This window comes from Streptomyces sp. FIT100, from assembly GCF_024584805.1.
Lineage (GTDB): Bacteria > Actinomycetota > Actinomycetes > Streptomycetales > Streptomycetaceae > Streptomyces.
The window spans coordinates 5,007,318-5,021,957 of sequence record NZ_CP075715.1; the positions used below are offsets into that span (position 1 = coordinate 5,007,318).

Below are 14,640 nucleotides of genomic sequence, written 5' to 3' on the forward strand. Positions count from 1 at the left end.
CCTGCACGAGTCACGAGTCGTGAGTCACGACTCACGACGACGGCGGCGGCGGCCACCGGAACACTCCGGTGGCCGCCGCCGTCGTCGTATGCGGCCAGCGTGCGGTCAGCGTGCGGGCGAGGATGAGGTCGAGGGCTCCGTCGGCTCGTCGGTGACCTGGTCGACCCCCCACTGCGCCAGCAGCCCCAGCGACTCCGCCGACGCCGAGCCCGGCTCCGCGTGGTACGTCACGAGCGACAGGTCCTGGTCACCCGGCAGCCGCAACGTCTCGTACGCCAGGGTCAGTTCACCGACCAGCGGATGGTGCAGCCGCTTGATGCCGTGGCCTTTGTCCTGCACCGTGTGCGCGGCCCACAGCCTGCGGAACGTGTCGCTCTTGACCGACAGTTCGCCGACCAGCGCCGAGAGCTGGTGGTCGTCCGGGTCGTAACCCGCGCACAGCCGCAGGATGCTGACCACCTCGACCGCCTTGGACTCCCAGTCGACGTACAACTCCCGGGCACCCGGGTGCAGGAAGACCATCCACGCCATGTTCCGTTCCTCGGGCGGCATCGACGGGAAGTCGCCCAGCAGGGCGCGCGCCATCGTGTTCCACCCGAGGATGTCCAGCCGGCGCCCGACCAGGAACGCGGGCACGCCGGTCATCGCGTCGATCAGCTGCTGGAGCTGCGGCCTCACCCGCTGTGCGGCCCGCGCCGCCGCCCGCTTCTTCTTCTGCGTCGGCTTCGCGAGATGGATCAGATGCTCGCGCTCGGTGTCGGAGAGCCGCAGCGCCCGGGCGATCGCGTCGAGCACCTCGGTCGACACGTTCTGGCCGTTGCCCTGTTCGAGACGGGTGTAGTACGCCACGGACACCCCGGCCAGCTGCGCCAGCTCCTCGCGGCGCAGCCCCGGCACCCGGCGATGGCGGCCGAACACGGGCAGACCGACGTCCTCCGGCTTCAGCCGCGCCCTCCGTGACCGCAGGAATTCGCTGATTTCGGCACGCCTGTCCATGTCGTCAAGTATTAGGCAACCCCTCCGCTTCCCGCGCGGTCCAGCCTGACCTTGCCAGTGGTAGGAACACCGGGTGTACGCACAACAGAGGGCTGGGTAGCCGGCGGGAACACCGGCACGCTCAATGCCATGAGCACGAATGCACCCACCGGTACGACCGGTTCCACCGTTCCCGCCTACGCCGCCCCGGCGGCCGACGCTCCGCTGGAGCGCACGACGATCCGGCGCCGGGCGGTCCGCGAGCACGACGTGCTGATCGAGGTCAAGTACGCCGGTATCTGCCACTCCGACATCCACCAGGCCCGCAACGGCTGGGGCGAGGGCATCTTCCCGATGGTCCCCGGCCATGAGATCGCGGGTGTCGTCACCGAGATCGGCCCCGGCGTGACCAGGTTCGCCGTCGGCGACCGCGTCGGCGTCGGCTGCATGGTCGACTCCTGCCGCGAGTGCGACAACTGCAAGGCCGGACTCCAGCAGTACTGCACCGGTGGCGGCGCCGTCATGACCTACAACGGGGTCGGCAGGGACGGCGAGCCCACCTACGGCGGCTACTCCACGCACATCGTCGTGGACGAGGAGTTCACCGTCCGGATCCCCGACGGGCTGTCGCTGGACGCGGCGGCGCCGCTGCTGTGCGCCGGCATCACCACGTACTCGCCGCTGCGGCAGTGGAACGCCGGCCCGGGAAAGAAGGTCGCCGTCGTCGGCCTCGGCGGGCTCGGCCACATGGCCGTCACGTTCGCCGCCGCGATGGGCGCGGAGGTGACCGTCCTGTCGCAGTCGCTGAAGAAGATGGACGACGGGCTGCGGCTCGGCGCCCAGCACTACCACGCCACCAGCGACGACAGCACGTTCGAGGTGCTCGCGGGCACCTTCGACCTGATCGTCAGCACCGTGTCCGCCCCGCTGCCGCTGGACAGGTTCCTGGCCCTGCTGAAGGCGGACGGGGCGATGGTGAACGTGGGCGCCCCCGAGGAGCCCGTGTCGCTGAACCTCTTCTCCCTGATCATGGGCCGCAAGTCGCTCGCCGGATCGGCCATCGGCGGCATCCCGGAGACCCAGGAGATGCTCGACTTCTGCGCCGAGCACGGCCTGGGCGCGGAGATCGAGGTGATCCGGGCCGACCAGGTCAACGAGGCGTACGAGCGGGTGCTGGCGAGCGACGTGCGGTACCGCTTCGTGATCGACACCGCGACGATCTGACACGGGCCGGCCGGTGCGTGCCTCGTCCGTGAGGGATGCGGGGCGGGCCGGGCCTCATCCCTCACGGACGGATGCCGGGGCCGGGCCGGGGGCATGATCCGTACATGACTGCGTACGCGATCGCCAACCTCGTGCCCCCGGCCCGTCTCGACGACGAGGTACTGGCCTACATGGAGCGCGTCCAGGCCACCTTCGCCCCCTACGGCGGCCGCTTCCTCGTCCACGGCGCCCCGCAGCGCGAGGTGTGCGAGGGGCAGTGGCCGGGCGCGCTGGTGATCGTCGCCTTCCCGTCGATGGACGCCGCCCGCGGCTGGTACGACTCCCCGGCCTACCGGGAGATCCTGCCGCTGCGGACCCGCCACATCGCGGGCGACCTGCTGCTGATCGACGGCGTCCCGGAGGGGTACGAGGCAGCCGCGACGGCGGCGCACCTGCGGGCCGCCCAGGCCGAGCAGGAGGCGTGAGCGCCGTCGGCGGACCCCGCCCCGCCCCGCCGCACACGTCAGCGGATCCGGCCCCGTCCCGCTGTACGTTAGCGGCCCCGCCCCGCTGTACGTCAGCGGCGTCGGCCGGCCCTGAGCTCCAACCGGGGCGCCGCGAACGAGGCCCGGAAGCGGCGGTCGTGGGAGACCACGACCGCCGCGCCCGCGTATGCCGCGAGCGCCTGCTCCAGCTCCTCCACCAGGCTGAGCGCCACATGGTTCGTGGGCTCGTCCAGCACCAGCAGGTCCGCGGGGCGGGTCACAAGCCGTGCCAGCTCCAGCCGCCGCCGCTGGCCGGCCGAGAGCGCGGCCACCGGCACGGCCAGGTCCTCCTCGCGGAACAGCCCGAGGGCCAGCAACTCGTCCCCGTACTCGTCGGCGTGACCGGGCCTGCCCGCCGCGTACGCGGCCAGCAGCGGACGGCGTGACGGCACCGGCGGAAGCTCCTGCGGCAGATAGCCGATCCGGGCCCGGCGCACGACCGTGCCCTCGTCCGGCTCCAGGTCGCCCGCGAGGACGCGCAGCAGCGTGGACTTGCCGGCGCCGTTCGGCCCCGTCACCAGCAGCCGTTCGCCGGCCTTCACGGTCAGCAGCCCGTCCAGACGCAGCCGCTCACCGACGGCGACACCCTCCAGCTCCGCCAGCACGCCCTCGCCCCGGGCCGTCCTGAGCCCGGCCGTGAAGCCGAGCGGCTCGGGCGGTGCGGCCACCGGAGCCTCGCGCAGGCGCACGAGCCGCTGCCGCGCCGCCCTGACCTGCCCGGACAGCTTCGCCTCGTGCGAGCGGCGGTGCTTGCCGAAGCCCTGTCGCGGATCCTTGCCGGTCGCCGCGAGCCGCTGCCCCGCCGCACCCACCAGCTCCTCCGCCCGCGCGACCTCGTCCAGCCACTCCTGGTACTCCTGCTCCCAGCGGCGCCGGGCGCTCGCCTTCGCGGCCCGGTAGCCGCTCCAGCCGTCGCCGTACCGGGTCACCGTCCGCAGGTCGCGGTCGACCTCCAGGATCACGGTCGCGATGCGCTCCAGGAACTCCCGGTCGTGCGTCACCGCCACCACCGTGCCCCGGTGGGACCGCAACCGGTCCTCCAGCCAGGCCGTGGCCTGCCGGTCCAGGTGGTTCGTCGGCTCGTCCAGCAGGAGCAGCTCCGGCGCGGCGGCCAGGACGCAGGCAAGCGCGAGCCGTGACTGCTCGCCGCCGGAGAGCGACCCGAGACGCCGGTCACGGGTGATCCGGGCGAGGCCGAGTCCGTGGAGCGCGGCGTCGACGCGGGCGTCCGCCTCGTAGCCGCCGCGCGCCTCGTACGCGGCCAGCAACTCCCCGTACGCGGTGAGCTCCTCCTCGGTGGACGCCTCGCCGAGGCCGGCCTCGGCCTGCCGGAGGGCCTTCTCCAGGGTCCGTACGTCGGCGAGGGCGGCATCGACCGCGTCCTGCACGGTCGCGTCCGGTGCGAGTTCCAGCACCTGCGCGAGATGGCCGACGCCGCCGGGGAACCGTACGGTGATCTCCCCCTCGTCGGCCGGCTCGGCACCGGCGAGCAGCCGCAGCAGGGTGGACTTCCCGGAGCCGTTCTCGCCGATGACGGCGGCCTTCTCGCCGGGGCGGAGGGTGAGGGAGACGTGTTCGAGGACGGAGCGGTCTCCGTAGGACTTGGACACGTCCTTCATCGCCAGTTGGGCGGACGAGGACGCGAGGGAGGACGAAGGCGAGGACGAGGTGCGGGCGCGGTCGCGCATGGCTCTTTCCCTGACATGACGAGCCCGTGGAAGGGCGGGGTTCTGTCGGACCGGGGGAGGCGACGCCGGGGACCACCCGCGACGACCGGGACGGAGTCGACCGGTCGGCAGGTCAGAGGGTCACGCCGGGTCGGCGGCCGGAATCAGAGAAAGAAGTAGTACGAACCCATGCGCGCCAGTGTAAAGGGCGCAGGGCGGAGAGCGGGAACGGTTTTGTGCGGACCGCCGTTGACGAGGCCGTCCTCGGTGGCCGTCCTAGGCGGGTGCCCTCAGTGGACGTCGTCCTCTTCCGCGTCGAAGTCCCTTTCCGGGTCGAACTCGGTGATCATCAGTTCGAGGGCCGCCTGGTCCGGCCCCACCCAGGGGGCCGTGCCCGCGACCGCGCCGAGTGTGTCGATCATGTGCGTGGTGACGCCCGGCGCAGGCGGCAGATGGGCGGAGAGGATCAGCCCGGGGTTCCGGTCCCGTATCGGCTGGAACGTGCCCAGGAACCTGACGGGGTCGGTGTTCACCACCCACGGGCTGCCCACGGTGGCCCACAGCAGTTGCGCCGCCTCCACGTCCTCGGCGTCGACCTCGCTCACGTCCTCGGCCTCGGCGAGGTCCACGGTGGGCAGGGGACCGCCGAAGCAGTCGGAGCTGAAGCAGGCCCCCGACCGGTCGTCGAAGAAGGCGACGGTCGTGGGGTTGTCGTACAGCGGCGGGCGGAAGCCGGTGAGCGTACGGTCACCGACGTCCAGGGACTGCCCCGGGTTCAGCAGATGCAGCCGGTCGACGGGCAGCGGCCGCTCGCACGACAGATACCCGGCGGTCCCGAAGGTGCAGACCACGCGCGCCTGGGGCGCGGCGGCGAGCAGGGCGTAGATCCCTCCGGTGTGGTCCCGCTCCGGGTTCGTCAGCCAGATCCAGCGCACGTCGGCGGGGTCGAGCACGGACCCGAGCGTGCCCACGAAGTCACGGCCGGGCAGTCCAAGACCGGTGTCGACGACGACGGGCTCAGCGGCCAGCAGCACGAACGCGTTGACCGAGAGATACCCGATTCCGGGCACCGGCAGGCTGTCGCTCAGGACGCCGATGTCGGGGCGGATCCTGTGTACGCGCATGTGTCCATGGTCTGCCCGGCCCCAGGCCCGCGCACCCGCGAACCGGGGTACGAGGGCCCGGGCCCGCGCACCCGGGGTCACGCGCCCGGGCCGCCGCCACAGTCGACGAGGCCCGTGTTGCGCGGGGCGGGCTGAAACCGGCGGTGCCGGGGGCGCCGGGGGTGACGTCCCGTCAGCGCGGCTCGTGGCCTCCCACGGCCGCTTCAGCCGTCCGCCGGAGGAACATCGCACAGCAGACGAGGAACACGGCGAGGCAGCACCACAGTCCGAGGGTCTCGATGAGGATGAGGCTCGTGGTGCCGTCGGTGAAGACGCAGTCGACGGCCGGCGGCAGAAGACTGCGGTCGGTGCTCACGACCTCGCCGGCGGGTGCGGAGTGCAGATGGGCAACCTGCAGGCTGAAGCACTCATTGCGGAGATCGACGGTCGACAGATCCATGAACCGGTCGACCCTGGTGATCCAGATCGCGGCAGCCACCGCGGGCGCCAGGATCACGCCTGCTCTCGCCCAGCGCGGCATGCGCGAGTGAAGCTGCACCGCCCAGGCGACCACGCCGGCCACCAGCAGCGCTGCCCCGATCCATATCAGCCAGCCACCCGCGGCCGTGGGGTGGCTGGCGCCGTACGCCGACGAGTCCGCCCAGTAGCACTCCAGGCGCGGAGGGAACACGTCCACACGGGTGCGGGTCAGCGGGAAGTCGGCGTCGAGCGTGCGCTGACCGCACACCTCCGTGGGGTGCGACACCGCGAATCCGTAGGCGAGGGTGTGCGCGTACCCCAGGGCAACCAGGCCCGTCCCCAGCACCATCCATCCCCGGTGCCGTACCGGATGCCGCCGGTGCTTCCACCCGACGTAGACACACGCCCCGGCCGCCAACCAGACGCACAACACAAGCCATAAGCCCAACCACGCGAGCAAGCCCCGCCTCCTTAGTCTCAAGTCCAGACGGAGGGGGCACACCGGCGGTTCCTGGGATTCCGCCCGGTCACGCGCGGTCCCGCTCAGCGCAGTCGCGCAGGTCAGAGGTGGCAGCGCACCTTGCCGAGGCCGGACGGAACGCGGTGAGAACGGAACGCGGTGAAGGAGGAGCGCGGCCCTGACCACATGGCCTACGGGACAACGCCGGCAAGGAGGGCCTCGGCCTCGACCTCGCGCGCGAGCCCCACCCGGAATTCCCGTTCAGCCAGCACCAGCATGCCGTTCACACCACGAACCGTTCCCGCTGAGCCACCGTCCGAGATCAGCCGGGCCGCCCGCATCGCGGGCAGCAGCCGGTCCGGTTCGGATCCGTATCGGGTCCACGGCATACCCGGGTCGAACGAGCAGACGTCCTCGCCGTGCACGGCGTAGGAGAACCAGGGCACGGTGGCCGTGCTGACCAGGGCCACCATCTCGGCGCCGGCGGAGACCGAGCCGATGACGCCCTCATCGAGCACGTGCGCGCCCCAGCTCTGGATGGCGAAGGCCCAGCCGTCGCACTCGCCTGCACGCAGGACCTCGCCGGCCTCGTCCTCCAGCTCATGCTCTTCGGCCTCCTCGCGCGTCATACGTGAGGCGGCTGGTTCACAGCCCAGCCGGGCGAGCAGCTCTGCGGGCCGCACATCGCGGACAAAGACGACCGAGAATCCATGGGGGTAGCTCTCCGCCAGCCACTGCACACCGTCAGACGACACCGTCATGCCTTTCTGCCACAGGGGGTGGTCAGGCTAGTCGCCGCGGCAGGGCGTCAACACGGGGGTACGGAATCGCTTGGAGCCCTCGTGTGTTGGAGCAGGTGGCAGGGGATGCCGGTGGTGTGTGACCGGGCAGCCCGAGTGACCGACCTGACACATATTGGAGGGCTGCAATGGCCGCGCAGACGCAGAGGGCCGTGCTGGCGGGCGGGTGCTTCTGGGGGATGCAGGATCTGATCCGCCGGCTCCCGGGCGTGACCGCGACACGGGTCGGATACACCGGGGGTGACGTGCCGAACGCGACGTACCGCAACCACGGCACGCACGCGGAGGCCATTGAGATCCTTTTCGACCCCGAGAAGACCGACTTCCGCGCGATTCTGGAGCTCTTCTTCCAGATCCACGACCCGAGCACCAAGAACCGCCAGGGCAACGACATCGGCCTGAGCTACCGCTCGGCGATCTACTACGTGGACGACGAGCAGAAGCGGATCGCCGAGGACACCATCGCGGACGTGGACGCCTCCGGACTGTGGCCGGGCAAGGTCGTCACCGAGGTCGAGCCGGTCGGCCCCTTCTGGGAGGCCGAGCCCGAGCACCAGGACTACCTGGAGCGTTACCCGGACGGCTACACCTGCCACTTCCCGCGCCCGGGATGGCGACTGCCCGCCCGCGCGGAGGGCTGACCGCCCGAGGCGTCCCGGCGACGGCCGCTTCGTACGCAATGCCGGGCCCCGACCGATGCGGTCGGGGCCCGCAGTGCTGACCCAGCATGTTGCGGCGTCCGACGCTCTCCGACACTCCAGTTGGTCTCGACCGGGGTACTCAGCGTGACGCCCGTGCTTGCGCCGATGCCGCGGCGTAGGTGGGAGATCGGCGGCCGCGAGAGCGTGTTGATGCCGTTGCCTGGTCTCGGCCGGTGTGAGGTAGCCGAAGATCTCGTGCTTGCGCAGGCGGCGGTTGCTGAAGGTATCGATGAAGGTGAAGACCTCGGCGCGGGCGGTGGCCCGGTCGGGCCAGGTCCGGGTAGGCCTCGGACTTGCTCGACAGGTGCCCCTCTGGGCTTCGGTGGAATGTCAGCTCTGGTCGGAGTGGAGGACGGCGGTGTCGTCCAGGAGAACGGGTCCGGCAGGTCAGGACGTAGCTCGCGTCGATGTGGGTTTGGGCGAGGTCGCACTCGTCGAGGCGGATGGGGCCGCAAACGTCGCGACCAGCCACTCGGTGCCGCCGCTCAGCCGTGCCGAGAAGCGGCGGAGTCGGCCGTCCGCGTCGATCCAGTAGCGGGTACGGCCTGGAGTGGTGCGGGCCGCCTCTGGGGCGGCCCCTTGAGGTGAGGTGGCGGACGGGCCGGCGAACACCGTGACGGGGACTCCTGCCACTTTCTCAGCACCGAGGCGGCGGGCGCCGCTGTGGAGCAGCAGTTGGGCGTTGTCGGGGCGGTCGGCGGCCAGGTTGAGCAGCAGAAGCAGCGTGGTGTCGATGGCGGACGCCCGGGGTGTGAGCGTGTGTGGGGCCCAGCCGTCGCGGGGCGGGTGTGAGGGCAGGGGGCCGGTCCAGTTGCGTTGTATGGAGACGGTGGTGCGGTTCCAGCGCAGGAGGTGGCGTCCGTGTTCGAGGACGCCGCCGTGGCCCTGGAGGACGGCGAGTCCGTCTCCGCGGCGCCAGTCGAGGCGACCGGTGAGCCGGGCGAAGTGTCCTTGGACGGGGATGTCAGCCGTGACCTGGGCGACACCGTGCCGGTAGTTCGTGAACCGGGTGAGGGCTAGCAGTTCGGCCTGCGGGGTGGTCAGGGCGGGTGCGGTGGTGGCGGTGGCCGGGGCGGACGGCCTGTCCTGGGTGCAGGCCGAGGCGCTGAGGAGCGTCATGAGGGCCAGCGCGATGCCGCAGGCGGGGAGGCACGGCAGGGGGCGGTGCTCTGGCGGCGTCATCGTGTGCCCGCACCGGGGCGGGGGCCCGTGGCGAGCAGGTCCGGGGCGGGGAGAGGTACGCGGTCGACGTGTACGTCGCCGGGCAGGTGGAGGGCGGGTGTGGCGGGTGCGCTGAGAGCCTTCGGGAGTTGTGGCTGGGTGGGAGGTGGGGTGACGTCGAGGAAGGCGATCCCGGCCGGTGGCTCGGCGGTGCGGGTTCGGGGCGCCGCGGCGGAGGACTGGCTGTTTCCCCTGGGGCAGGGTGCGGTGCGGGGGAGGTCTTCGGGAAGGGTGCGGTGCAGAGTGTTGCCGCGCAGGCAGTTGCCCTGACCGGGGGATCGGGCCGAAGCCTGGTAGATGATGTCGACCGAGTTGCCGGACAGGGCGTTGTCCTCCAGCCGGTTGCCCGAGGGAGGTACGTCCTCATGGGACGCGAGCACGATACCGGCGTGTGAGTTGCCGCTGACGCGGTTGCGCAGGACCGCGTTGCGCTGCCCGCCGGCAATGCCGATGCCGATCCCGAAGCCGCCGTCCGCCTGCTCGGGGGTGTCGGGGGCGTTGTTGTCGGAGACCACGTTGCCGACGACCACGGCGCCGGTCTGGGGTACGTAGGCTTCCTGGTAGTCGGTGCCGACGGTCAGGCCGACCCGGTTGCGGGTGAATCGGTTGCGCAGCACCCAGATGGGTCCGCTGGCGTTGGTGCCCTCGTAGCCGACGGCGTTGTGGTCGGCGATGTTGTCCTGCACGAGTACGTGGCAGGGCTTGCACTGGCCCACGTAGAGGCCCGAGTCGGCGCTCCCGGAGGCGTAGTTGCGCTCGATCACGCCGTGCCGGGCGTTGAACGCGTAGATGCCGTACAGGCCGTTGGCGTGAGCGGTGACGTAGCGGACGCGGAAGCCGTCGAGGGGAGGGAAGCGGGCCGGGTCCAGGTGCTGGTAGCCGTCGCTGCCGCGAGCGAGTCCGCCGCTGGCATCGCTCATACCGGTGACCAGGACGCCGTTGAGGAGGTGGTTGCGGACGGTCAGATTCTCCACGGAGACGCCTGCGGCGGTGACCACGATGCCGTTGGAGCGCCTGCCCTGGCCGTCGACGATGACGCGGTTGCGGTCGGTACCCCGCAGCACCACGCGGTCGGTGCGCACCTGCACGCTCTCGTGGTACACGCCGGGCGAGACGAGCACCAGGTCGCCGGGGCGGGCCCGGTCGAGGGCGGCGTTGATGGTCGCCGCCTGCGCCGGCACCCGGATGGTGGCGGGCCGCGCCGAGCGGGCAGGGGCGTCGCCGTCGGTGCTGGTGGATGTTACCGAGCAGCCGGTGCACAGGAGCGAGGCCGCCAGCACGCCACGCAGCGTCGCAGCGCGCCAACGGCCAAGTACCCGGCGGGCGATGAGCGGCATCATGTGCGGTTTCTCCCGATCCGTAAGAGCAGCGGCTTGCGCTTAGAGTACTCGCATGACCACGCATAGTTACCAGCATGGTGGGCCAGGTGCGGAACAGCGGCTGTCGCGGCGACGCAGGGCACTGGTGAAGGGCACGGTGGCCACGGCGGCTGCCGGTATCACCGGATACGCGGTCGGCGCGCGGGGCCGGCCGGCCGCTCCCCCGGACGGTGTGTCCCAGGCAGGAGGGGCTGGTGGCGATGGGGGGAACTCCCGGGCCGGGTCGTCCTGCGCACCGGGGATGGTGGCCGTGTCCGCTCGGGGCAGTCGCCAAGCCGGGGTTGACCGCCCGGTGCAGCCCCAGCAGCACATGGCTCTGTCCGTCTATGACCTGCCCGGAGCCGGACACCCGGACACGCCGGGCAGTGACTTCGTGCGCCGGAGTGCTGGACTTGTCGCCGAGTTGGGCACCCGTGTCCTCACGCTCACCGAGCAGGACGGTGACACTGCCTTGGGCGGACTCCCGCCTGGCGACCTGAGCGTCACCGTAGGGGTGGGTCCACGTGTCGTGGCCGCCGTGGACAGCGGCCTGCCCGGCGCCCGTGAACTGCCCGGATTCGCCCGGGAGGAGATGCCTCACTCGGCCCGGGGCGGTGATCTGATGGTCCAGGTCTGCGCGTCGGACCCGCAGGTGGTGACGCTGGCCGACAGCGCCCTGAGAGCCTGGCTCCAGGAGCACTCGGCGGCGCCGTGCTGGTCGCAGGACGGCTTCCGGCCTCCTGCGCCGCCCGCACGGGCGGGACAGGCAGGGCAGGCAGGACAGCGGGCGCTGGTGCGCAATCTGCTGGGGTTCCTGGACGGCATCGTCGTACCGCGCACCGGACGGGAGTTGGACCAGGAGGTATGGCTGTCGGCCCCGGCCCGGGTGCGGGGCGGCACTGTCTCCGTGGTACGGCGCCTGCGGCTGGACGTGCCGCGTTTCCTCGCCCAGGACCTCGCACAGCAGGAGAGGGCGATCGGGCGGCGTCGCGAGGACGGGGCGCCACTGAGCGGCGGCGGCCCAGACGCGCCCATGGATCTGGGCGCGAAGGCGCCGCAGGGCCGGTACCTGGTCCCCGCCATGGCGCACGCACGCCGTGCCAACCCCAACGGCACGGGCAGCGGTCTCATGCTGCGGCGCGGGTACAGCTACGCCAACGGACCCGAGGACCGCGGGCTGCTGTTCATCTGCTTCCAGCGTGAACTGCGCACCTTCGTGGCGACGCAACAGCGGCTGGACGACGGGGACGAGCTGTCCTCCTTCGCCACGGCCACCGCCTCCGGCACCTTTCTCGTGCTGCCGGGATTCACCGGGACGCGTCTGCTCGGTGCCCCCCTGCTCTCCTGAGCCTGGAAGTGGGCCTGGAGGAAACCAGGGGATCCGGGCCGCCCGTGCCGGGGTGGCCCGGATCCCCCGGCTGACTCAGGCGGCTGTCAGGTACCCGCCCACATCCCGGCGTCCAGGTCATGGTCGACCGAACCGGGAGGGCCGGTCGTCACGTTCGCCACCGCGGTCGGGGCCTGGTTGTTGCCACCGGGCGGCGCGGCGTCCGAGTTGGTCGCCGGGTTACTGCCCGTGGTGGGCGTCCACGCCAGATCGGCGGGTGAGGTGATGTAGGGGGGCAGGTTGCTGACGTCGGCGGTGGTCTTGTCGAACTCCACCGTGTAGTCGGTGTTCGGCAGGAGCCCGTCGCGATGGTCGAAGTAGTACTCGCCCTTGGCGTCGGTCTTCTTCCTCGCGATGACCCGCCCGGCCGGGTCCTTGAGGGTGACGGTCACATCCGGGATACCGAGGGTCTCGTCGTACCTGGCGTTCTGCGAGCCGCCGCCGTCGTCGAGCCAGACCCGGTTGCCGATCTGCACCGGCGGGTCGTCACATAGCAGTTCCAGGTCGCCCAGACCGTGGGCCTTGCCGAAGCCGCCGTCGGTGTCGTAGACAACCCCGAACCCGTCCTGCATCGCGTCACGGTGGCCCGTCGTCCGGTCGAACCACCCGATTCCGCCAGAGTTGATGACGCGGTACGGGTCCAGGACGGTGCTGGCGATCGTGTTCTGCTGCAGCGGGAGTGCGAGCGCGCCCTGCGCCGTCTCCCGATGGCCGCTCCCGGTGTAGTAGGTGTCACCGGTGAACCACTCGTTGCCGCCCTGGGGGCGGGGGCATTCGACGCTGCCCTCCCAGTGGTAGGTGCCGTCGGACTTGCGGCAGACCTTGTTGATGTCACCGCCCGTGATGGTGCTCTCGATGCCTCCGCCGGGGTTGGCGTTGGGGATCACCAGCCCGGACTGGTCGCCGAACCGGTCGCGGAAGCCCAGGACCAGGCTGCCGTCGCGCTCGATCTCGATGTCGCTGAGCATGGGCTGCGGGTAGGCCAGGTACCCCATGGGGAACTGGGCCAGGTTGTCCTGCGTCCATGGCTTCCAGTCACCCGGCGTGGGGTCCTGGGCCGGGTCGCGGGGGAAGTTCAGCGGCTCGTCGACGATGGGTGCGGCACCGAACGTGGTGGTGACGGGGTCGTACGTCCACACCACCGCGCGCAGCTTGGTGGCATCCTGCGTACTCTCGGCGGAGCAGACGCCGCCCACGTACACCACACCGTCGCGCACGCCCAGTCCCATCGGCCGCCAGTCGCCGGGAGGGGAGCAGGCGGAATCCGGGATCTTGACCGGCGGGCGCTTGAAACCGCCGGCCGTGGCCTGCGTCGCGTCATAGGTGTACAGATTCCCGTCGTTCATGTTGACGACGTACAGCTCCGAGCCGTCCGAGGAGATCTCGATGTCGCCGAGGGACTCCTTGCCGGGCCGGTTGGCGAACGGGGCGTCCACCCGATTGCTCTGGTTGTGTCCGGTGGTGCCCGCGTTCGGCACCGTCGCGAACACACTGGTGGCGCCGGTGGTCCTGTCGGTCACGTAGATCGCGCCCTGGCCGCCGGGGCCGTAGTCCGTGTGGCGTTTGGCGTAGGCCCCGGAGAAGAGTCGCTTGTCCTTCTTGCGGTACGCCAGCCCGTAAACAGCGCCGGTGTTCTGGACCGTGGCGATCGGCCTCGGGTTCGTGGTGCTGCCCTGGGTGTCACCGCGGGAGTTGTACGGGAAGGTGACCAGCGTCTTCTCGCCCGGCTTGGTCGCTGCCTGCATACAGGCCGTGACCAGGGTGGGGTTGTCCTGGCAGTAGTCGTCGGGATTCCACACGGCCATGTTGAGCGTGGCGTCCTGGCCGTACGCCATGTCCACGAAGTTGAGATGGGAGGACAGTCCTGTGCCGGCGAACGCCGGTTGCAGGAAGCCGGTGCCGGTGGCCGGGTCGTGCTTGTTCGGCCAGTTGATCAGCTCGACCTTGTACTTCCCTCCGGAGCGCCTCCAGGAGCTGAGGTTGACGGTGATAGTCCCGCTGGGACCGACCGGGTAGGTCTGCGTCTGTCCTGACTGCTCGCTCGTGATGCGAACGGTCGCCCCGGCCAAGGCGGTCTGGATCTGCGGGTCGAGAGTGCCCTTCGCGGCGAACTCCCTGAACACATTGACCGTCAGCGTGCCCTCGCCGGGGTCGGCGGAGGCCGGCATGGCGGGCGCCAGCAGGGCGCTGGTACAAGTCAGTACCAGCATCGCCCGCCAGACGGTTCGTCTGATCATGTAATCCCCATCTCTGCTTGCAGTCGCCATGGAGTGGGGCCCAGAGCGGGTTTCGCTCGGAGTCCCGGTGGCCAGTGGCTTTCGGCAGGAGAGATGTGGGGCGGTCTTGGACGGCAGGCCCCTCGTGAGCCCTGATGAATCGGGCCCCTCGCTGCATCACAGCCACATGCGTAGCGCAGAGTAACAGGAGTGAATACAGATTGTGACGAAAGTGTCGAATGTGGCGCCCTCGGGCGCACCGAATCGGGGTCGGCACCAGCCGGTCCACTTCATCGCTTTCCCGTGATCCACGCCTCGGCCCCCGTGCAGCGCATCTGGCCACCCTTGACCGCCCGGCCGAACGCGATCTGCCTGAGGGCGGGTCAACCGTTTCCCCTCGCCGAAGACTGCCGATGCCCCTCGACGGGCAGCTGGGCCGACTGATTCGCGTCGGCCATTGATTTTCAGAGCCGAGGGAAGTTCTGCCGCCTGGCCGTAGTTCGTCACGTGACGGATCGCGGTGC

The 14,640-nt window shown here is 70.8% G+C and carries 12 protein-coding genes; 4 read left to right on the top strand and 8 right to left on the bottom strand.

The window, feature by feature from the left end:
* Positions 1-105 precede the first annotated feature (105 nt).
* Complete coding sequence (locus KK483_RS22715) at positions 106-996, bottom strand: helix-turn-helix transcriptional regulator (RefSeq protein WP_262007054.1); 891 nt, start codon at positions 994-996, stop codon at positions 106-108.
* Positions 997-1,125: 129 nt separating this feature from the next.
* Here KK483_RS22715 and KK483_RS22720 point away from each other — a divergent pair, with 129 nt between their 5' ends.
* Together KK483_RS22720 and KK483_RS22725 are read left to right on the top strand one after the other, a co-directional pair.
* On the top strand, positions 1,126-2,199 hold the full coding sequence (locus tag KK483_RS22720) for an NAD(P)-dependent alcohol dehydrogenase (RefSeq protein WP_262007055.1): 1,074 nt from the start codon (positions 1,126-1,128) through the stop codon (positions 2,197-2,199).
* A 104-nt stretch (positions 2,200-2,303) separates the two neighbouring features.
* Positions 2,304-2,663, top strand: a complete 360-nt coding sequence (locus KK483_RS22725; RefSeq protein ID WP_262007056.1) for a DUF1330 domain-containing protein — start codon at positions 2,304-2,306, stop codon at positions 2,661-2,663.
* A gap of 92 nt (positions 2,664-2,755) precedes the next feature.
* Here the strand turns inward: KK483_RS22725 and abc-f are convergent, their stop codons facing one another.
* From abc-f to KK483_RS22745, 4 genes are all read right to left on the bottom strand, one after another.
* Positions 2,756-4,411, bottom strand: a complete 1,656-nt coding sequence (abc-f, locus tag KK483_RS22730; RefSeq protein WP_262007057.1) for a ribosomal protection-like ABC-F family protein — start codon at positions 4,409-4,411, stop codon at positions 2,756-2,758.
* A 269-nt stretch (positions 4,412-4,680) separates the two neighbouring features.
* Positions 4,681-5,514, bottom strand: a complete 834-nt coding sequence (locus KK483_RS22735) for an MBL fold metallo-hydrolase (protein WP_262007058.1) — start codon at positions 5,512-5,514, stop codon at positions 4,681-4,683.
* A gap of 172 nt (positions 5,515-5,686) precedes the next feature.
* Positions 5,687-6,322 (bottom strand): hypothetical protein, encoded by a 636-nt coding sequence (locus tag KK483_RS22740; protein ID WP_262007059.1) that lies wholly within the window; start codon positions 6,320-6,322, stop codon positions 5,687-5,689.
* A 302-nt stretch (positions 6,323-6,624) separates the two neighbouring features.
* The gene (locus KK483_RS22745; protein WP_262007060.1) at positions 6,625-7,194 is read right to left on the bottom strand and encodes a DUF6461 domain-containing protein; all 570 of its coding nucleotides are present in this window, start codon (positions 7,192-7,194) and stop codon (positions 6,625-6,627) included.
* 167 nt (positions 7,195-7,361) lie between these two features.
* Here KK483_RS22745 and msrA point away from each other — a divergent pair, with 167 nt between their 5' ends.
* Entirely contained in the window at positions 7,362-7,874 is a 513-nt protein-coding gene (gene msrA / locus KK483_RS22750) for a peptide-methionine (S)-S-oxide reductase MsrA (protein WP_262007061.1), read from the top strand.
* 447 nt (positions 7,875-8,321) lie between these two features.
* Here the strand turns inward: msrA and KK483_RS22755 are convergent, their stop codons facing one another.
* Both KK483_RS22755 and KK483_RS22760 read right to left on the bottom strand, forming a co-directional pair.
* Positions 8,322-9,116 (bottom strand): hypothetical protein, encoded by a 795-nt coding sequence (locus tag KK483_RS22755; RefSeq protein WP_262007062.1) that lies wholly within the window; start codon positions 9,114-9,116, stop codon positions 8,322-8,324.
* Complete coding sequence (locus tag KK483_RS22760; protein ID WP_262007064.1) at positions 9,113-10,495, bottom strand: nitrous oxide reductase family maturation protein NosD; 1,383 nt, start codon at positions 10,493-10,495, stop codon at positions 9,113-9,115. The genes KK483_RS22755 and KK483_RS22760 overlap by 4 nt, the downstream gene beginning before the upstream one ends.
* A gap of 349 nt (positions 10,496-10,844) precedes the next feature.
* On the opposite strand from KK483_RS22760, the gene KK483_RS22765 reads away from it, so the two are divergent.
* A complete protein-coding gene (locus KK483_RS22765) occupies positions 10,845-11,861 on the top strand; it encodes a Dyp-type peroxidase (protein WP_262009646.1) in 1,017 nt (338 codons plus the stop codon).
* Positions 11,862-11,947: 86 nt separating this feature from the next.
* Here the strand turns inward: KK483_RS22765 and KK483_RS22770 are convergent, their stop codons facing one another.
* Positions 11,948-14,137 carry an SdrD B-like domain-containing protein gene (locus tag KK483_RS22770; protein ID WP_262007065.1) on the bottom strand — a complete coding sequence of 730 codons (2,190 nt, stop codon included), beginning with the start codon at positions 14,135-14,137 and terminating at the stop codon, positions 11,948-11,950.
* Positions 14,138-14,640: the final 503 nt, after the last annotated feature.